This window comes from Pseudomonas sp. HMWF006 (assembly GCF_003061205.1).
Classification (GTDB): domain Bacteria; phylum Pseudomonadota; class Gammaproteobacteria; order Pseudomonadales; family Pseudomonadaceae; genus Aquipseudomonas; species Aquipseudomonas monsensis.
Genome location: NZ_QAIU01000585.1, coordinates 1 through 18077, shown reverse-complemented (window position 1 = coordinate 18077; position 18077 = coordinate 1). Strand labels below are relative to the sequence as shown.

General features: G+C 48.8%; 18 protein-coding genes and 1 tRNA gene. 14 read left to right on the top strand and 5 right to left on the bottom strand.

What is annotated here, in order from left to right; all coding sequences use genetic code 11:
- Positions 1–220, top strand: a 220-nt coding sequence (locus tag DBR24_RS27010; protein WP_146189129.1) for a magnesium transporter, incomplete at its 5' end; no start/stop codon positions are given.
- A 245-nt stretch (positions 221–465) separates the two neighbouring features.
- Here the strand turns inward: DBR24_RS27010 and DBR24_RS27005 are convergent.
- Entirely contained in the window at positions 466–792 is a 327-nt protein-coding gene (locus DBR24_RS27005) for an Arc family DNA-binding protein (RefSeq protein ID WP_003178899.1), read from the bottom strand.
- Between the two features lie 112 nt (positions 793–904).
- Here DBR24_RS27005 and DBR24_RS31150 point away from each other — a divergent pair, with 112 nt between their 5' ends.
- Both DBR24_RS31150 and phnN read left to right on the top strand, forming a co-directional pair.
- Positions 905–1060, top strand: coding sequence for a hypothetical protein (locus DBR24_RS31150; RefSeq protein WP_177490689.1), 156 nt, complete (start codon positions 905–907; stop codon positions 1058–1060).
- 122 nt (positions 1061–1182) lie between these two features.
- Positions 1183–1752: a phosphonate metabolism protein/1,5-bisphosphokinase (PRPP-forming) PhnN gene (gene phnN / locus DBR24_RS27000; RefSeq protein ID WP_128616242.1), complete on the top strand. Its 570-nt coding sequence runs from the start codon at positions 1183–1185 to the stop codon at positions 1750–1752.
- Here phnN and DBR24_RS26995 read toward each other — a convergent pair.
- The gene (locus DBR24_RS26995; RefSeq protein WP_123466986.1) at positions 1727–1906 is read right to left on the bottom strand and encodes a PA3371 family protein; all 180 of its coding nucleotides are present in this window, start codon (positions 1904–1906) and stop codon (positions 1727–1729) included. The two genes, phnN and DBR24_RS26995, sit on opposite strands and share 26 nt — an antisense overlap.
- A gap of 20 nt (positions 1907–1926) precedes the next feature.
- Complete coding sequence (locus DBR24_RS26990) at positions 1927–2157, bottom strand: hypothetical protein (RefSeq protein WP_128616241.1); 231 nt, start codon at positions 2155–2157, stop codon at positions 1927–1929.
- Positions 2158–2697: 540 nt separating this feature from the next.
- Between DBR24_RS26990 and DBR24_RS26985 the strand changes: the two genes are divergently transcribed.
- A tRNA-Arg gene (locus DBR24_RS26985) sits at positions 2698–2769 on the top strand.
- Between the two features lie 314 nt (positions 2770–3083).
- On the opposite strand, the gene DBR24_RS26980 is transcribed toward DBR24_RS26985, so the two are convergent.
- On the bottom strand, positions 3084–3554 hold the full coding sequence (locus DBR24_RS26980) for a helix-turn-helix domain-containing protein (RefSeq protein WP_128616240.1): 471 nt from the start codon (positions 3552–3554) through the stop codon (positions 3084–3086).
- A 129-nt stretch (positions 3555–3683) separates the two neighbouring features.
- Between DBR24_RS26980 and DBR24_RS26975 the strand changes: the two genes are divergently transcribed.
- The 5 genes from DBR24_RS26975 (at position 3684) to DBR24_RS26950 (ending at position 8015) form a co-directional block, all read left to right on the top strand.
- Positions 3684–4079, top strand: coding sequence for a hypothetical protein (locus tag DBR24_RS26975; RefSeq protein ID WP_128616239.1), 396 nt, complete (start codon positions 3684–3686; stop codon positions 4077–4079).
- Positions 4080–4132: 53 nt separating this feature from the next.
- Entirely contained in the window at positions 4133–4579 is a 447-nt protein-coding gene (locus tag DBR24_RS26970; protein WP_128616238.1) for a hypothetical protein, read from the top strand.
- Between the two features lie 91 nt (positions 4580–4670).
- A complete protein-coding gene (locus DBR24_RS26965; protein WP_128616237.1) occupies positions 4671–5054 on the top strand; it encodes a hypothetical protein in 384 nt (127 codons plus the stop codon).
- Between the two features lie 310 nt (positions 5055–5364).
- Positions 5365–7233: an ATP-dependent endonuclease gene (locus tag DBR24_RS26955; RefSeq protein ID WP_256591884.1), complete on the top strand. Its 1869-nt coding sequence runs from the start codon at positions 5365–5367 to the stop codon at positions 7231–7233.
- Between the two features lie 122 nt (positions 7234–7355).
- Positions 7356–8015 (top strand): hypothetical protein, encoded by a 660-nt coding sequence (locus DBR24_RS26950; RefSeq protein WP_128616235.1) that lies wholly within the window; start codon positions 7356–7358, stop codon positions 8013–8015.
- A gap of 97 nt (positions 8016–8112) precedes the next feature.
- Here the strand turns inward: DBR24_RS26950 and DBR24_RS26945 are convergent, their stop codons facing one another.
- The gene (locus DBR24_RS26945) at positions 8113–8448 is read right to left on the bottom strand and encodes a hypothetical protein (protein ID WP_128616234.1); all 336 of its coding nucleotides are present in this window, start codon (positions 8446–8448) and stop codon (positions 8113–8115) included.
- Positions 8449–8731: 283 nt separating this feature from the next.
- On the opposite strand from DBR24_RS26945, the gene DBR24_RS26940 reads away from it, so the two are divergent.
- From DBR24_RS26940 to DBR24_RS26920, 5 genes are all read left to right on the top strand, one after another.
- Positions 8732–9856, top strand: a complete 1125-nt coding sequence (locus DBR24_RS26940; RefSeq protein WP_128616233.1) for a response regulator — start codon at positions 8732–8734, stop codon at positions 9854–9856.
- Positions 9857–9885: 29 nt separating this feature from the next.
- Positions 9886–11607 (top strand): bifunctional diguanylate cyclase/phosphodiesterase, encoded by a 1722-nt coding sequence (locus DBR24_RS26935; protein ID WP_128616232.1) that lies wholly within the window; start codon positions 9886–9888, stop codon positions 11605–11607.
- A 62-nt stretch (positions 11608–11669) separates the two neighbouring features.
- Positions 11670–16208 (top strand): CHASE domain-containing protein, encoded by a 4539-nt coding sequence (locus tag DBR24_RS26930; RefSeq protein ID WP_371921369.1) that lies wholly within the window; start codon positions 11670–11672, stop codon positions 16206–16208.
- A gap of 12 nt (positions 16209–16220) precedes the next feature.
- Positions 16221–17177, top strand: coding sequence for a diguanylate cyclase domain-containing protein (locus DBR24_RS26925; protein WP_256591881.1), 957 nt, complete (start codon positions 16221–16223; stop codon positions 17175–17177).
- Positions 17178–17451: 274 nt separating this feature from the next.
- On the top strand, positions 17452–17721 hold the full coding sequence (locus DBR24_RS26920) for a DUF1652 domain-containing protein (RefSeq protein ID WP_371921368.1): 270 nt from the start codon (positions 17452–17454) through the stop codon (positions 17719–17721).
- The last annotated feature ends 356 nt before the right edge of the window (positions 17722–18077 follow it).

Genomic DNA, 18077 nt, shown 5'->3' with positions numbered 1-18077 from the left:
TGCCTATCTGCTCTACGGCAGTTGGTCGTTGGGGGTGGTGATGACCGCTGCGATGACGCTCAACCTGTTGCTCGCGGCGCTGATGGGGGTGCTGATTCCGATGACCCTGGCGAAGATGGGGCGCGATCCGGCGATGGGCGCGAGTGTGATGATCACCGCCATGACCGACAGTGGTGGCTTCTTCATCTTCCTGGGGCTGGCGACAATCTTCCTGCTCTAACCGTCTGCAAAGAAAAGGCCCGCCAAAATGGCGGGCTTTTTTTGTGCCTGTTGATGGGTGATTAGTAACCTGTGGTGAGGGGATTTATCCCCGATGGAATGCGCAGCAGTCCCTCTTTTTGGGGCCGCTTCGCAGTCCATCGGGGATAAATCCTCTCATCACGAATGTATGTCAGACGGCTAACCCGTCAAATCGCAGGCAAAAAAAAGCCAGCACTTATGCTGGCTTGAGATGTTCGGTATGGCTCAGGACGCGTCTGCGGCCATCTCGGCGTCGTGAGCGATCAGCGACACCAGAGCGTTCTGTTGACGGTGAGACAGCTGACGGAAGCGTTGCAGCAGTTCACGCTCGTGCAGCGAAAGCTCCGGGCTGTCCAGGCGCATGCTCAGCTCTTCGCCCAGTGCACCTTCCTGAATAAGACTCTGCTCAAGGCGTGCAATGATTTCGGAGTTCATGCTGCGATGATGATTGCGAGCCACCTCGGCAATGCGTTCACGCATCCCGTCTGGCAGACGTACGACGAACTTGTCAGCCGTACGGCTGGAATAAATTGCCTGTTTCAATGGGCGCATATATTTAACCGGTTAGTTCAGGGGAGCGGTTCTCGGAATTGGCCGCAGGATGTGTGGTAGGACAAGCATCCGCGCCAAATGGTTCAACCTGAATTGTTAAGAGGCCCGCATCATGCCTCAAAATTGCCAGATCATTGGCGTCAATTCTGTGACAAATATTGAGCTGGGTAAAGGCGTAATGCCAGCACCAATTATCAGAAATGCGGACTGGTTGGAAAACTTTGCCTTGGCCCGCATCAATGGCCGCTTCCTGATGCACATCAATTGATGCCCGAAGGCTTCAGAACGTGCATGCTATGCGGCTTTCTATCCTTGTTTCCTTACCTGTACAGGATAGTGGCAATTTGCCGATTTACTAGGGGCAGACACGTTCCGGAGGGTGTTTTCAGGATGGATGGCAGGCTTATTTATCTGATGGGGCCTTCCGGATCGGGCAAGGACAGCCTGATCGAAGCGGCGCGTGAGCCGCTACGGGCGATGAATTGCGAAATCATTCGCCGGGTGATTACCCGATCAGCGGAGTCGGTGGGTGAAGACGCCGTCGGCGTCACGCCGCAAGAGTTCGAGCAGCGCCAGCGTGATGGCGATTTTGCCCTCGCCTGGCACGCCAACGGCCTCGCGTATGGCATCCCGATAGAAATGGACGAATGGTTGCGCGCCGGTCGTCATGTGCTGGTGAATGGCTCGCGCGCCAACCTGCGTGACGCGCTGACACACTATCCGACGCTGATTCCGGTGCTGCTGACGGTGAAGGATGAAGTATTGCGCGAGCGCCTGGTGCGACGCGGTCGAGAGACCTTTGAGCAGATCGATGCGCGGCTTGCGCGTAACGCGTTATTCAAGGACCGGCGAACCAGCGATCTGCCTGTTCATCTGATCGACAATTCAGGTGCTCTGGTGGATGCCGTCAATCAATTACTGGACTTGATCCGGCTCAACGCAACACCGGATCGAACTTGATCCTGCGTCCGGCGACCAGTGCCAGTGCGAACAACACCGCAAACACGCCGCAGCCAACCAGGGGCAGGGTGATTTCGGTTTCCTCGAACAGCGAAAAATGCACGACGCCACTCAATAAGGCGAGGATCAGAAATCCTGCGGCTGATTTGGACATGCTGTACTCCTGAAGATATTTCAAAAAACCAGACGTTCGGTGTCGCGCGTCGGCAGTGCTGGCTCAGGCTCATTGACTGCCTGCGCCGCGAAGTCGCTCTGATCGCTCAACACCGCCCACTGCGGCGCTTTCTGCACCTGCAAGTAATGCGGCATACGCTGAGCCACCGGTTCAGCACTCTCGGGAACAAAATGAAAGCCAACCAAAACCGCGAGAGCGATTGCGTTTGCAAGCAGGAGAGTGCTGTTCATGGGGCGGACTCCGTTTGTTCTGTTATGTGAACAGACAAAGCAGCCGTCGTGCCAACAGTCTAACCGCTGTTAAGTCCTTTAAAAACAAGCATTTGGAAGGGTTTTTCAGCAGGCTCAGGTTGCATTCTGCAATGATGGCTTTTTGCGGCAGTGCAAATTGCACGGTAATTCATCCCGCAAGGTTGCAGGGCGCCTGCCTACACTTAAAAAGCCCACGGACGACATGACAAATAGAGGGCTGGCCGTTAACATGCTCGCCGTCCGTCGCGCCGCATCCGGCCGTGACAACTCAGTGTCTCAGTAGCTCAATTGGATAGAGCATCCCCCTCCTAAGGGGAAGGTTGCAGGTTCTTATCTGGGCTACTCACCAGACTCCTATTGGAGGGGGCGTGTTGATAAGGAGTTGCCAGATCCGATAGATCTGTACGAGGACATGCGCGGACTTATCGCTACATCGCAAATTGCTCAAGGTCTAACGCGTTGTTTTTACAGTAATTCGCTTGAATCTTAGGATGAAAGCAACCAAGATATCCCTGTAGAGTCCTCTTAGTTCAACGGATAGAACGGGCCCCTCCTAAGGGCTAGATGCAGGTTCGATTCCTGCAGGGGACACATCCTACTCAATTTCTCCCCTTCATGGCCTTAGGCCTATCTCCACTCTCCTTGCTTCAATCCTAAACCCCTTGCGCCTCCATCGCCCTTGGTCGTCACTACCGTTGACTGCGAAATTCGTGTCAATTAGTACGTGGCCTCGGTAGATGTTGAGGGTTAGGCAGGACACGAATTGTCTGTGATCGTGGGGGCGTTGCCGTAACACTCCTCGGCTGGATGCCTTACGCCACCTCACCCTAGCCGAAAGCAATACGCGTCAGGCCAATGCTTCCAGAGCTGTTGCTGCAAAGGCTCCGATACTGGTGACGTCACCATCAGCGGATAGCGCCTTGGTGCCAAAGCCTACGCAGAGTGCTCTCAGGTATGCCCAATTCCTTCGCCGCTTTAGCTTGGGTGAAGCCTCTCTTCTTCAAATCCTGCACTGCATCCAATTTCTTTCTTGCGCTGTCCACCCCGGGTGGGGTTGACGGCTCTGGCTCTGTCGCCAGGTTCACATCAGCCAGTTCCAAAGCCTCAAGTTCGGCAATAGCCGCCAGAAGCGTTTCTCGCGTTGTTCTGTGGTCGTGAGATGCTACTGCTAGAGCTAATAGGGTAATTGGCTCCACCTTCAACGCGGCAGCGAGCTGATAGCTCGAGTCGAGGGAGACGGCACTCTTCCCTAGTTCCAACTTGCTCACATAGGGTTGAGAAACCGAGCCCTCAATGTCGGCGAGGTTCTCTTGGGAAAGCCCTTTACGAGTCCGTAGCAACTGAAGAGATGCTGCAAAGGAATAACGCAGCGACATCGCAAGTTCCCCAAAATCGAACGGTATGCCGCGTTTGCCTGCCGCCACGCAAAGAGCTATAGTTATGGTGGTGGCGGTGATCGGCTCTGATCGTCAATTTATGGGAAATTATTGTCGAGGAAGCACTGGATGAACAGAGAGCTTGAAGATGGGCTTTTGGGCGAAGAAGGGATTGCCCTGGTTGGCTCTGAGCTGTCTCTGGAAGAGGTGCTTGTTGAGGCTCGGCGACGGTATAAGTGGTTGCCCTTATGCATCGTCGAGGAGTGGACAGTCCTAGACGCCATCGTTACCGACGACGAGCGAGCCAAAGTAGCCGCCGCAGGCTGCCAACCAATCTTCATGTTTGCCCACAAAGTTGTCGACGATGAGCAGCGCCGTTTCGAGCCAGGTCATTGGGTGCGCTCAAGCATGGGCACCGCTTTCAAAGAAGGCTACCTATTCGAAACACGCAACACGGTCTACGTCTTGCTCGGCCCAGGCCATCGTAAGTCTGCTTCTATCGAAGCGATATTTTCCCTTTTCTGATTTCCCACGGTTCTGCTGGGCAACTGACGTGCTCCAGCAGTTTGAGGCGACACATGTTCAGAACCTTAGACAACGACCTGATAGGCGTCCCAGGAATTTTCGGGGAGGGCGTGTCCCATTGGCGCGGAGTCTCAAGGCTGCTCCGAACTCCTTGGTATCACCTCACCCTCTGTGTCGAAAACGACGGTCGATTCAGCGAGTGCGCTGTGATGATTGACGACACCCACCAGCTTCAAAAAATGTTGGTAAGCCAAGGTGGGGATTTAGCTATCACCGAGATCATGGCTGTGACGCCATCTTGGATGAATAAGTCCGGAGGCTGGAAGATGGAGCGGTTAACCAGAGTAACCGTAGGTGAGGACAGGTCTGGTTCTGAGGTTTGCTTGCTGGAAGTGGCTAAGGGGGCGGTGTATCACACCTCACACCAGCGAGACTTCCAGATTGAAGCGCTCGCCAACCTTAGGCCCGTCTTTCTCTCAAGCATGATTCGATCAGCCTGAAATTTACCAAGAATCCCACACGATATCAGCGCGCTTGGTTGCATGTGCAACTCCTGATAACGCCTTACGGACTGCCCATTGGAGCACAAAGATGCTCGACACAATTGATGTAAATTTCCACGGCAAACGCCATACAGATTTCGATCTCAAACGAATCATTAAAGCCCAAGAGCAAGGCTTTGATGTGCCGGTGACCGCTTACCTTTGCGGAGTATCCATCAGGGCGCGCGCTGGCATTGGCGTGGTTTTTGGCCACAAGCGAAAAGACCAGTATGGGCGGTTTGGTGATGGCCACCTGATCAGGACTTCTGATGTTTTGAAAGTCGAACGTGAGGGACGATTCTGGGTGATGACGACGGAAAACTCGCGCTATGTATTGGCGACGTTTCAGAAGGGTAATGGGCGAAGTTCGCTTCGTGACTATTTGCGGGTCTCGAAAGGGCAGCACCATCTATCCCCTCACGTATTGCAGTAGGCCTGCGGCTCTAATGGTTGCCGAGAACCAAAACGTTCGGAGGTTACATGTTTATAGTGACTCTAAAGCGGGCGAAGTGATCTCTGTTGCGTCCGGGATTGTTTACCCGTCTGCGGAGCTTCCGCTACTCGCTTTGGGTAAGGTAAGAGCAGACCTCCTAGCGGTATACGGTTCTCTGGAGTACGAGCTGGGAGCGAACTACTTCGACTATATTGAACACGAATTCTAAGACTGACCAGGTGGTGGGCGGCGCAAACGCTGGTCATTCAAACTCCCTCTGACCTCTCCACCACTACAAAACAAGCTGCGCATGTCTGCAAAAACCATGATGCTAGTGGAGGACAGTGCGCAGCGCCACTTTCCAGCTACGCTGAGGATCCATGCCCATCGTAGACAGGGAATTCCGGCCATGCACTCCTTAAGCAAAATACACATCAGAAACTTCCGCTCGTGCAAGCAGGTGTTTTTGCCACTGGGTGATTTCACCCCACTGGTCGGTCAAAACAACGCGGGGAAATCTACCATCCTCGACGCGATCAGATTGGTGTTAGCGCCAAAGGCATTTGCGAAAACAGACGCTAATGACCCCAAGCAGCCAGTCATCATCAGCGCCTGCGTGTCAGGAATTACAGCTGAGCTGATTGCACAAATCCCTGAAGCCAAACATCAAGCCGCGATTACCCCCTATTGCATCAACGGTGACCTTTGGATAAGGATTTCGGCTTCAGGCTCGACAAAGCCGACCACGGAGGTCTGGGAAAATGCTGATCTAGATGAGCAAGGTCTCCCTTCTTCTTGGCGTTCCTATCCGACAGGGCTGCCTCAAGCCATTTCGGCATTGTTACCCGAAGCGTTGCATATCCGCGCAATGGACGATGTCCAGGAAGACTTAGGCAAAGGCAAAGCTGGCAGCACAATTCGTGGGTTGCTGGATGAAATCATGGCTCCTATCCTCACTGCCCACCAAGAAGTACAGGATGCACTCGCAGCGGTGAGGAATATATTGGGGGCTGACGGTGAGAACAGATCCCCTCTGCTGGCTGAGTTCGATACCAGCGCCACTAATGCCCTCTCAAGCTTCTTCCCTGGGTTATCGTTAAACCTAGATGTACCGTCTATCGACGTTAAAGAGTTTTTCAAGAGCGGTGATCTAAACGTGACCGACGAGATATCCGGTCAAACCAGGCGTTTCGACACTTTAGGTAGCGGTGCGCAGCGTGCGATACAAATGGCCTTGATCCGGCTTCTGGCCGACATCCGTAAAACACGCGATCAAGACCTTGCCCGTCGTCTCCTACTGATTGATGAACCTGAGATTTTCCTCCACCCTCAAGGCGTCAGAGGCCTTAGAGAAGCACTACATGTGCTTTCGAAATCCGGCTACCAAGTCGTGTTCACAACCCATTCGCCCTTGATGGTAAGCAGGGATAACGCGCCTGAGACGGTGATAGTGCGCAGATCTCGGGAGAATGGTTCGGAGGTTCGCATTCCGATGGGCGCGGCGGTTGCGCAAGCTATGGCAGGGGCACAAGCACAATCCCGAACCCTTTTTGAGCTCGGAAATATCGCTGAGATATATTTCGCTGAAAAGGTAATTCTCTGCGAGGGCAAGACTGATCAGAGGCTGCTACCACTAATCTACGAAAAGCTCTACGGCGTCAGGCCTGAGCTCGAACGGATCTGCTTTGTTGCTCTCGGTAGTTGTACTTCGATTCCCAAAGGTTTTTCTGTCCTCACAGCAATGGGTATCAAATGCGGCGTGATCGCAGATTTAGATTTTGCATTCACTCATGCCAGGGGGCCTTGGCTACCGAAGGAATGCGAAGAGATGGACAAAGTCAGGTCTGTGCTCCGAGTGGTCGGCCAAACTGAAGGGTTTCTGATCGGTGGAAACGGATTGCCTCAGAATTCAAAAACCGGCTCAGCATCTGACTGTTGGGCTGCCTTTGCGAAAAATGCTGACGGCCATGCGCTTGCGAATGCTGCGCACGAGGCAATGAAGGGCTTTGCAACCTGGGTCTGGCCAATGGGCTGCATTGAGGACGCATTGAATATCGAGGAGAAGGGAGAGGCAGCCATCATTGCTCAAGAAGACAATATCCGGAACTGGCAGCCGGCGGTCATTGACCAAGAGTTTCCCGTTTTCCGTAGTACCCTAGATTGGATGCGAGCTATCTAACGTCGCGTCTCGCAGCAAAGCTTCTGCCAGGTGTCGTTTAGTTAGGTGGGATGTGATCTCAGTTGACCCCCCAAAAGAGTTGGACACCATTAGTGTGGCCTGACATAAATTAAGGACAAAATATGTTCAGAAAATCTCAGATCATTACCATCCCAGTCTTGATCTCATCGGTACTTTTACTCACAGGCTGCCCCCCATCACCGGAATTCACCCGTTGGGAGCGTACTTCGACCTCTGTAGATGGTGTAAGAGCTGCAATGGCGGAATGCGGCGACCCTGTGGCAGGGCCACAAAACCATTTCCCAATAAACGAACAGATAATTCACTTTCAATGTATGCAGCGCCTCGGTTTTACCCGTAAGGACGGCTTTGAATACTGTGAAATAATGGAGAATATGCCAGCCTGCGTCGAAAAAAAGCAGGGTCGTCCGCTTAGTTTGTCGCAGCTCGAAGCGTTGCCGTTTGTAGAAGATGAAGCATTTCACCCAATCAAGCCTAATTCTGGTCGGGATGAACGTATGCAGGTCTCATGGCGTAAAGCGGGAGCATCACGCCATTTCGAATTCGAGGTAGCCAATGATAGTGAAGCTCTGCCAGTGATGTATGCGTGCGGCTATGCGAAACCACTTGGGTCGAATCTGGACGTCGCCAGCATCGGGCGCACTGCGGAAGTGCAACGCTGCATGACTGATCATGGCTTTGAGCCCAAAAACAAAATTATGCTGGTTTGCCAGACTTACCCACAAGTGACGGGCTGTTCGTCGACAACGCCACCGAGTTGATGCAGATAGAGAGCAGAGCGAATAGGAGCTTGCTCGTGAGAGATAAGATAACTTCCTAAGCGCACGACTTTTTACCTGATGATCTCAGTTGCGTCGTTTACATCGATTTAACCGATACCACGTCCACGTACTTGTACTTCTTCCTAGCAGCCTTCACAGCCTCCTGCTCAGCAAGCAACGAGCTCAACGTATCGGCTTCGTGAATCAACTCGGTCATTTTCCCTTCAAATTCGTTCCCAACGCGTAACGTGACCCTCAGCCTGGGCCTAAATGCTTTCGCCGCTTTCTTATTGACTGTGGGAGCGACCACCGATTTCGCGAGCACAACTTCTTCCACAGGCTCCGTTACTAGAGGAGCAGGCACCTGTTCTTCGGGCTGAGGCGTACCGAATAGAGCACGACGCATTTCTTCTTCAGTTAAATCAGAGTTCATATAGCATCTCAAAGGGGGCGGTAATCAGCTCGACGAATTCTACTAGGTTGGCTGCTCCAGCGTGTCCTCTGGAAGCACCTATTTCTTAATAATAAGTAATTGCAAATTAGTGAGCTGTACTTTAAATAGATTTTTATTATTGGGTTTTTCGGCTTGATAGTTTTAAGGTATTTGACTCTAAAATTAATAAGCTCTGCATCGGCGACTACAATTTAAGTCGGTAACTGATAATCTGCCCTTAGTCTTTAAGCTATCTGTCTGACTGTCCGGTGAGGGACACCGTATGCGTGTGATGATTTTGGATGATGACCCTTGGATAGCTGACCTTTTAAAACAGGTGGTGCTAAGTGTTCGCCCCGTTGCGCAGGTCGAGTGCTTTTCTGATGTTTCTAGCGCTTTAGCTGCTTGGCACCAGAATGACTATCATTTAGTTATGGCTGACTGGAACCTCCCTGATGTCCCCGGCGTGGAAATGCTCAGGATTATTCGTCAAAACGATCAACACACGCCCCTGATAATTATCACCGCACGCGCAGACAGGGACAGCGTACTGGTGGCAAAGCCGCTAGGTATCAGCGCATTTTTCACCAAGCCATTTCAAATACCTCGACTTGTGCAATGCTTGGAGTCGCTTCTACCGCCGGATGAGAAGGTAAGAGAGCCCGTTATCATTTCGGAAGATCTGATTCACTATCTCAATCGGTTGTCGCCAGCTGAGTTGGATTTACCTTTGTTCACGTCCGTAGAAGAGACGCTTAAATTAGGTAGCGGTGAGTGCCTACCGAATCTAAGCGAGCTCGCTGAAAATTGGCAGAATGACCCGGCCATAACTGCCTATTTGATAGCAGCGGCCAATAGCCCCGCTTATCTTGGACAAGGTCAGATATGTACCACTCTGAACTCAGCGCTAGCTCGCTTAGGATCCCTTACAAGCTTGAATTTGGTGTCTAGCCAAGCCTTACAGCAGAAGGAGGCTCAGCCTGAGGGAATGCTTACATCGTTATTACAAGCCCATCTTGATGCTGCCGATAAATTAGCGCAAAGAGTCTTGCTGATTGCTGAGCAATGCGGCCTGGATCCAGCCCCTTTATGCACTGCGGCTCTTTTGCACCGTATGGGAGAGCTCTGTGTGATTTACCAAATACAAAAGTGGGAGAGCATGGGGAACGCTACAAGTGAAGAAACGCTGTCTCACGCGATACGTGATTTCTCTGCACCGTTTGCAAATTATTTGAAAGCTCGGCTGGGAATTCCAAAGAGTTTGCGCGAGTTGATTGGTGCTATCTATGCCTTGCCAGCCATGCAAGTACGTCGCGAACAGGTGGTCATGCGCCTAGCTGACGCTATCGGCAATGGCGAATCCGAGGCGAGCATTCAAAGACTTAAAAGATTGGCTGGTTTAATTTAGGTAATTCAGGGCTTATACGGAGCGACGGAATGCAGAGTTTAACGCCCATGTCAAAATCAGTAGTTTTGATTGTAGATGATCAGGTCTTTGATCTGCGCACGCTAAGTGCAGCAGTAGGAGGTTTAGCTGAGATATTTATCGCTCAAAGAGGAGAAGATGCTCTAGAAATTGCACGGCAGTGCAAGCCTGATTTAGTGTTGCTTGACATAGAAATGCCAGGGATGAATGGTTTTGATGTCTGCAAAGTTTTAAAGGCCGATCCAGATTTGTCTGATATGGCCATTATCTTTGTAAGCGCTCACACACAAAAAGATGAAGAGTTACTTGCGTTAGAGTGCGGCGGTGTAGACTTTATTGAGAAGCCGATAAATATTCCTATAGCTAGGGCGCGTATTAAAGCGCACATAGGATTGCGTAATGAAGCTAAAAGAATATCTAGTCACGACGCATTGACAGGGTTAGGCAACAGAAATTTTTTGATGCGGCATATTGATCAGGCTTTGGAAAGTGCGAATCTGAAGTGTTCGCGAGTTGCATTACTCCTACTTAATCTTGATAATTTTAAATTTATAAACGACGTGTTTGGGTACTCTGCTGGTGACTTGGTTTTGCAAGTTGTCGCATCACGCCTAAGTCAAGCTATGCCGATGCAGGATACCCTGAGCAGAGTGGGAGGCGACGAGTTCGTACTTTTGCTACCGGAAGTATTGACTGTTGAAGAAGTGGATTCGTACGCAGAAAAGTTGATCCAACATATTTCGAATCCTCTTTCAATAAAAGGCCTGCGCCATGATCTATCTGTAAGCATAGGAATAAGTATTTATCCTGATGACAGCACGGATGCTGAATCCCTTTATCAGCACGCTGATTCAGCAAAATATCAAGCAAAACTGGCAGGTCGTAATCGGTATTGTTATTACTCATCGCGTAGTCAGAGCGATATCCGCGCCAAACATTTACTTGAGCGTCATATTCGAGATGCTTTGGAGAAGCGAGTTTTTGAAATTTATTACCAACCAAAAATAAATATACAGGAAAAGCGAATAGTCGGATTGGAAGCGCTAATACGATGGCGCAATAGTGATGGAGCGCTTATTTCGCCGAATGAGTTCATTCCTTTGGCTGAGGAAACAGGGCTGATAATCCCAATAGGGAAGTATGTTTTGTTACAGGCTTGCAAAGATGTGGAGAGGCTGCGTACACAAGGTTATGATATTTCTGTAAGTGTGAATATTTCTTTGGTGCAATTTCTTGAAGAGTCATTCTTTTCGATGGTTGAACTGGCTTTACTTGAGTCCGGACTCGAAGGAAAGTATTTGGAATTGGAATTAACCGAAGGTGTACTAGCGCAGGATGCTAATGGAATCAGAAAGACACTTTTTAAAATCAAGGCATTAGGGGTGCGTATTTCTATTGATGACTTCGGTACTGGCTATTCAAGCCTTGCTTATCTAAAGCGCTTTCCAATTGATATTTTAAAGATTGATCAAAGCTTTGTTAGGTGCATGCTTGCGGATAAAAGCGACTCGGCAATTATTGAAGCGATCATTCAACTCGGTATAGCACTAAATCTCGAATTGGTTGCTGAGGGAGTAGAGTCCCAAGCGCAGGAGGAAGCGCTTTTTCAAAAAGGCTGCCGGATCATGCAAGGCTATCTATACTGTCATCCTATACCATACGATAAATTGTTAAAGTATTTAGCCAGCGGTATAGTTTTTGATGGTGAGGGCGCAAGTAAATATGTCAGTTAAAATGGGTGTTTTCATATTGTGGTTTGGCCTATTATAAATTTAATGCTGAGGGCTCGCGATTGATTAAAACAAAAAAAGCAACATTGAGCTGGGGAGTTGTTCTCACCCTGTTTCTCGGTGTAGGTGCGAGCTTTGTTTCGAGCTTGATCGTCTATAGCGTCAATGAGCGAGAGGCTGAAGATTCGGTTGTAGCGACAACTGAACAGGTGGCAGGTCTGGTTTTAGAGCGACTTAAACTTTACCAATATGGTTTGAGAGGAGCTCGCGGCGCCGTAATTACTGCTGGCGAGCATGGTATCAGTCGTGAGCTTTTTAAAAGGTATCAAAATACCCGCGACCTCGCTTCGGAGTTTCCCGGGGCGAGAGCCATGGGCTTCATTAGACGTGTGCCACAGCATGATGAAAGTGAATTTCTAAAATCTGCTCGGGCCGATGGCGCTGCTGATTTTTCAATACGACAGCTCGCGGCTCATACCGGTGAGCGCTACATAATACAGTATGTTGAACCGCTTGAAGAAAATCGTGCGGCAATTGGCTTAGATATAGCGTCTGAATCAGCAAGGAGGGAGGCTGCTGAATCATCTATGCAAAGCGGCATGGCGCGACTCACCGGGCCCATTACGCTTGTACAGGCCATTGGTAAACCGCAGCAATCGTTCTTGCTAATGATGCCGATTTATCGCGATGGTATTACTCCTGTGACTCAGGCCGAAAGAGAAAAAGCGGCTTTCGGATGGAGCTATGCTGTGCTACAGACCGAACAGGTACTTAACAGTCTTGGCATAGAAAATAGTGGGGTACATCTAAGGTTGCGAGATGTGACTGTACCAGGCCAAGAACAACTTTTCTATGAAAGCACGAGCTCTGCTAGCGACGCATCGCTTATGTCCCATCAAGTTTACCGCGAGGTGTTCGGCAGGCAATGGAAAATCGAGCTAGCTGTAAACTCTTTGTATCTAGATCGGTTAAATCAAGTTTCACCGGCTTTTGTTTTGTTGTTGGGTTTTTTACTTACATTTCTTGTGGCGACTTTGATAGGTGTCATGAGTGTCAGTCGTGATCGTCGAAGGCAAGTGATATCAGAGCAAGCGAGGCTGGCAACGATTCTTGAAAGCTCGGCTGAGGCTATTATCGGAAAAACGCTCGAAGGTGTGGTGACAACTTGGAATAAGGCGGCAGAACGTTTATTTATTTATACGTCCGAAGAGGTCATAGGCCAATCATTGGCAAATATGATTGTCCCGCCAGAGCTAAAGGCGGAGGAGATTGATCTACTTTCCCGTATAAGGCGCGGTGAGCGAGTAGAAAGTTTTGATACCAAACGTTTCGATAAAAATCGGCGCCTTGTTGATGTTTCCATAAGTGTTTCACCTATTTATGGCGATGATGGTCGCGTCATTGGCGCCTCTAAGGCCGTAAGGGATATTTCTGCGAAAAAGCAGGCAGAGGCACGTATCCTTGAGCTTAACTCGAGCTTGGAAGAGCAAGTGGCGCTGCGAACTCACGAATTACGAAGTCTCAATGTTTTGCTCGGAAGCGTTCTACGTTCTGCTACTGAGGTTTCAATTATTGCGACAGACATGGATGGTGTTATTCGCGTATTCAATGATGGTGCTGAGCAGATGCTTGGCTATACAGCTGGCGAGTTGATAGATAAATGCACCCCTATAATTTTTCATGACACGGATGAAGTCGATGCGCGCGGCATTGAACTGAGTCAAGAGTATTCTCAAACCGTGGAAGGGTTCTACGTATTTACTCAAAAGCCTAATAATGAAGGAGCAGAAACGCGGGAGTGGACATATGTTCGCAAAGACGGTACGAGTTTTCCCGTCACACTGGTCGTAACATCAATGCGTGATGACGATGGTGAACTAAGCGGTTACTTGGGTATCGCGGTGGATATCACTGAGCGTAAAGCTGCAGAAAAAGAGCTGGCTGCTAGCCTGGAAACGACCGAGAGGCAGCGAAGCGAAATAATGGCGATGCATGAGCAATTGGTGTTGGCCGCTGGCGTAGCAGAGCTTGGTATCTGGTCTTGGACATTAGCGGATAATGCTTTGCAGTGGAACGACAGGATGTTCGAGCTTTATGGTCAACCCATGTCATTGCGTAATAGCGGTTTGAATTACACCCACTGGTATTCGCGTGTTCATCCCGATGATGTCGTAGATGCTGCTGCAAGGCTTAACGCTGCTGTCGATGGGACAGGTATATACGATACAGTTTTTCGTGTCGTCCGTCCTGATGGCCAGATCCGCTTCATTCATGCAGGCGCGCAGATTGAGCGCGATTCTTCAGGTATAGCGTTATGTGTTACCGGCATCAATAAGGACATAACTTCACAGCGAGAGCTGGAGTCGCGTTTACTTTATGCAAAAGAGCAAGCAGATTTAGCGAGTGCAGCTAAGTCAGCATTCCTGGCCAACATGAGTCATGAAATACGGACACCAATGAACGCCGTGTTGGGTATGTTACAGCTAGTACAGAACACGGAGCTGAATGGCCGCCAGCTTGATTACGTCACTAAGGCCCAAACCGCAGCAAAATCGCTTCTTAGCTTGCTTAATGATATTCTAGATTACTCAAAGATTGAGGTGGGTAAACTCCAACTGGATCCGCATCCGTTCCAGCTTGAAACTTTAATGTGTGATCTTGCGGTAGTGTTGGCCGGTAACCAAGGGCAGAAAGAGGTTGAGGTCATATTCGATATAGACTCTAATCTCCCAAATGATCTGGTCGGCGATAGTCTACGGCTACAACAAGTGCTTATTAATTTAGCAGGTAATGCACTAAAATTTACTTCGGAAGGTCAGGTTGTAGTTAGCATTCACCAGATCCTACATACGGACGCAAATGTAACTGTCCGCGTTGCAGTATCTGATACTGGTATCGGTATTAATTCGCAGCAGCTATTGAAGATTTTTGAGGGATTCACACAAGCAGAAGCTTCAACTTCTCGGCGCTTTGGTGGTACGGGCCTGGGGCTTGTGATATGTAAGCGGTTGGTCAGCCTTATGGGAGGTGACCTTCAAGTCGAGAGCCAGGAGGGTATTGGAAGTCGCTTCTGGTTTGATATCACATTAGATATTGCCGACAAGTCTCTCCTGAGATCTTTTTGTCCTGGAGTCGATGAGCATATACGGGTGCTAGTGGTCGACGATAATGCAACGGCTAGCGAGCTGTTAGTCAGAACTGTACGTGCGTTGGGCTGGAAAGCAGATGAAGTGAGTAGTGGCGCTCAAGCGGTCGAAAGTGTTTTAGGTGCCCAAGCTTTAGGCGAACCTTACAACGTGGTATTGATGGACTGGCGTATGCCCGTCATGGACGGGTTGAGTGCCGCACAAATGATCCAGCAGTCGTCTAATGGTCTGCCTCCGCCCATGATAATTATGATCACTGCATATGGCCGTGAAGTATTAGCCGATGCAAATAAAGATGGGGATGCTCCTTTTGTTGGTTTTTTAACGAAGCCCATTACTCCTAAGCAGTTGGCAGATGCTGTAAATCAAGCCTTCAGTGGGGGAAATAGTTTTCCCACCGCTTATACAACCACTAATCTTGATAGGCCTAAACGTCTCAGTGGCTTGAGGCTCTTGGTAGTCGAGGATAATGCGTTCAATCGACAGGTCGCAGATGAGTTACTCACAAGTGAGGGAGCTCACGTGACGCTTGCTGAGGGTGGATTGGAGGGAGTGAAAAAGGTTGTGGATGAGCGAGTTTCGTTCGATATAGTATTAATGGATATTCAGATGCCTGATATTGATGGGCTGGAAGCAACACGTCGTATTCGATCTCATGAGGAGTTTCTAGAACTTCCGATTGTAGCAATGACCGCGAATGCCTCAATTAGTGATCGAGAAGCATGTATGGCAGCGGGCATGAATGAGCATGTGGGCAAACCTATCGATTTGGAGCATCTCGTCGCTACATTGCTGTTTCAAGTAAGTGGTAGAGTCAAGCCAATTCTTCAGAGCCCTAATAAGATAGGTGAAGTTCGAGACGTTGTTGAAAACAAAAATACAATTATAAATCGATTTGGAGGCAATCTTGATTTGATCCAAAAGGTACTGAGTAGTTTTGGCCCTGAATTGGAAAAGCAGCTTGTGCGATTGCGGCATGATATTCTACGCCATGACACTCCAAATGCGGCGCTCGTACTTCATACCATCAAAGGAAGTAGCGGCAGTATGGGGGCGACATCACTGTCTGCGTATGCAGGCAGTCTAGAGCAACAAATAAAACATGGAGACGAAATAGCCAAGGCAAGCTTGCTTTCGGATATAACATGGATTTCAGAACTTGAAGTGCTGCTGACCAAAAGTATTCAACAAATGAATCTGGACTTTGGCTTTGCCTATCCTTCAAGTACCACTAGCAACATTGAGAGAATTGAATTGATGCAGTGGAAAGGTTGTCTGGAAGAGATTTTGATCTTGTTGCAAGCCGGGAATCTTGATGCTCTGGACTTAGTAGCCGACTTAGCTCCAAAGACTCCAGATTTACTACGTGAAAGATTCAATGATTTCTGCCTAAAAGTAGAATCTCTAGATTTTCGTGCTGCAATACCAATGGGCCAAGATTTGTTGGAGTCTTTTTAAATGGGGGAATTAATGGAAACCTGGCTGCCTCATTCATTCGCCCGACCAAAGCTACTTTTGGTTGACGATCAGGCGACTAACATACGGATACTTCATGAGTTGTTTCGTGAAAATTGTGATGTTTTTATGGCTACTAGCGGCCAGCAAGCAATTGAGATGTGTCAAGACCAAGCTCCAGATTTGATTTTGCTAGATGTGGTTATGGATGGCATAGACGGTCATGAAGTATGTCGACGTCTAAAAGCTAATCCTGAAACACAGAATATTCCTATAATTTTTATCACTGGTAATCAGCAAGAGGCTGACGAAATTCAGGGTTTTGAGCTTGGTGCTGTGGATTTCATTAGCAAACCAGTTAATCCAACGATTGTTAAAGCGCGTGTCAGAACACATCTCACGTTGAAGCTACAGAACGATTTGTTGAGGTCAATGGCGCTCATGGATGGACTAACAGGCGTCGCGAATCGTCGTAAGTTTGATCAAGAAATTTCAGCAGATTGGCGGCAGTGCTTTCGAGAGCAAAAACCGCTGTCGCTTATATTAGTGGATGTAGATTTTTTTAAACGCTATAACGACCATTACGGTCATCAAGCGGGCGATAGTTGCCTTATATCAATTGCCCAGGCTTTGTCTGAGTGCGTTAAGCGTCCTTATGATCTGGTCGCTCGATATGGTGGTGAAGAGTTTGCCTGTGTTTTGCCAAAGACCGATCATATGGGTGCATTTGAGATAGCAGAGAGGATGCTGGCACACGTGCGTGCCCTGCGTATCGACCATGTCGCCTCGGATTTAGACTGTGTTGTAACTATTTCACTAGGCGTCGCAACAGTAACGCCGATGGGAGATCTTGAATTGAATGGGCTAATAAACGAAGCGGACAAGCGACTTTATGAAGCTAAGGAGAGTGGGCGGGCGCGTGTTGTCTCAGCTATGAAAAGCGTTGCATGCAAGGACTCTTCTATAGATTGAAAATTTACCTATACACAGCTCGCTGTGACGTCTGTGCGGGCAGGTATAATAGCTGTATACAGTTATAGCCTTTGTGTGTGCGCAAAATCTCATATGCCAACCCTCTTAGTCAGTGATGTTGGTCGCTTAATTTTCTATATTGAAGGGGGCTTTTTATAATGAACAGGTGGTTGTGATTTGAAATTACGAGCTAAGAATTTTTAATAAAATAAATCCTATGGGGCCTTGAATTTTTTATTTTATAGGCAATAATTGCAATCTCCCGTCATTCAGAATGAGTGTAATGATGATGGATCTAGGGCTCAGGAAGATGATTGAGTGTGGATTCCTGCCACTCTCCTGCTTATGCACTCAGAATCCCGATGGCTCCCTCACTATCAAGATTACGGAGCCTTCGTCTGGAAGTGTTGAGCTTTTGGTTATCGGTGTGTCGACAGCGTCCCTTACTAAAAGCAGCGCCGTTGCCAGTTTGATAGCAGAGCTCCGCAGTGAAATGAAGGATCGGCAAAATAGTTTCAACTCGAAAAATTGCTCAGAACTGTAAAAGTGAAAAATTTATTGTTTACTAGGTTTTTCAGTTTGCGACTGAGCTTGCTGTGGAGCGTGCCAACAATATATTTAATCTATGTTGTTGTTTTTAGTTGTAATTATCCATTCATTGCATGAATGCTATTTAATAGCGACTTGATCTTAAATAGGATTTGTTCGCTTGTTATGTTGCTAGGCGGTTTATTGTCGTCATTTTTATGGCGTTGATGCTTGTGCTTGTATCTGTCATAAACTCTATCGGTGCCTGTCTGCTGAGCAATCAAGAATTTCTATTGTAGCGATAGGATGAAAAACCTAGTGAATTGTTAGTTTGGATGTAAAGTTTCGGCGCATTTCCCCGATATACTAATA

What these genes read in the sequence shown, in the direction of transcription:
- DBR24_RS27005 (WP_003178899.1), bottom strand. Translation starts at nt 792, where the DNA reads ATGCGCCCATTGAAACAGGCAATTTATTCCAGCCGTACGGCTGACAAG.
- DBR24_RS31150 (WP_177490689.1), top strand. Translation starts at nt 905, where the DNA reads ATGCCTCAAAATTGCCAGATCATTGGCGTCAATTCTGTGACAAATATT.
- phnN (WP_128616242.1), top strand. Translation starts at nt 1,183, where the DNA reads ATGGATGGCAGGCTTATTTATCTGATGGGGCCTTCCGGATCGGGCAAG.
- DBR24_RS26995 (WP_123466986.1), bottom strand. Translation starts at nt 1,906, where the DNA reads ATGTCCAAATCAGCCGCAGGATTTCTGATCCTCGCCTTATTGAGTGGC.
- DBR24_RS26990 (WP_128616241.1), bottom strand. Translation starts at nt 2,157, where the DNA reads ATGAACAGCACTCTCCTGCTTGCAAACGCAATCGCTCTCGCGGTTTTG.
- DBR24_RS26980 (WP_128616240.1), bottom strand. Translation starts at nt 3,554, where the DNA reads ATGTCGCTGCGTTATTCCTTTGCAGCATCTCTTCAGTTGCTACGGACT.
- DBR24_RS26975 (WP_128616239.1), top strand. Translation starts at nt 3,684, where the DNA reads ATGAACAGAGAGCTTGAAGATGGGCTTTTGGGCGAAGAAGGGATTGCC.
- DBR24_RS26970 (WP_128616238.1), top strand. Translation starts at nt 4,133, where the DNA reads ATGTTCAGAACCTTAGACAACGACCTGATAGGCGTCCCAGGAATTTTC.
- DBR24_RS26965 (WP_128616237.1), top strand. Translation starts at nt 4,671, where the DNA reads ATGCTCGACACAATTGATGTAAATTTCCACGGCAAACGCCATACAGAT.
- DBR24_RS26955 (WP_256591884.1), top strand. Translation starts at nt 5,365, where the DNA reads ATGTCTGCAAAAACCATGATGCTAGTGGAGGACAGTGCGCAGCGCCAC.
- DBR24_RS26950 (WP_128616235.1), top strand. Translation starts at nt 7,356, where the DNA reads ATGTTCAGAAAATCTCAGATCATTACCATCCCAGTCTTGATCTCATCG.
- DBR24_RS26945 (WP_128616234.1), bottom strand. Translation starts at nt 8,448, where the DNA reads ATGAACTCTGATTTAACTGAAGAAGAAATGCGTCGTGCTCTATTCGGT.
- DBR24_RS26940 (WP_128616233.1), top strand. Translation starts at nt 8,732, where the DNA reads ATGCGTGTGATGATTTTGGATGATGACCCTTGGATAGCTGACCTTTTA.
- DBR24_RS26935 (WP_128616232.1), top strand. Translation starts at nt 9,886, where the DNA reads ATGCAGAGTTTAACGCCCATGTCAAAATCAGTAGTTTTGATTGTAGAT.
- DBR24_RS26925 (WP_256591881.1), top strand. Translation starts at nt 16,221, where the DNA reads ATGGAAACCTGGCTGCCTCATTCATTCGCCCGACCAAAGCTACTTTTG.
- DBR24_RS26920 (WP_371921368.1), top strand. Translation starts at nt 17,452, where the DNA reads ATGAGTGTAATGATGATGGATCTAGGGCTCAGGAAGATGATTGAGTGT.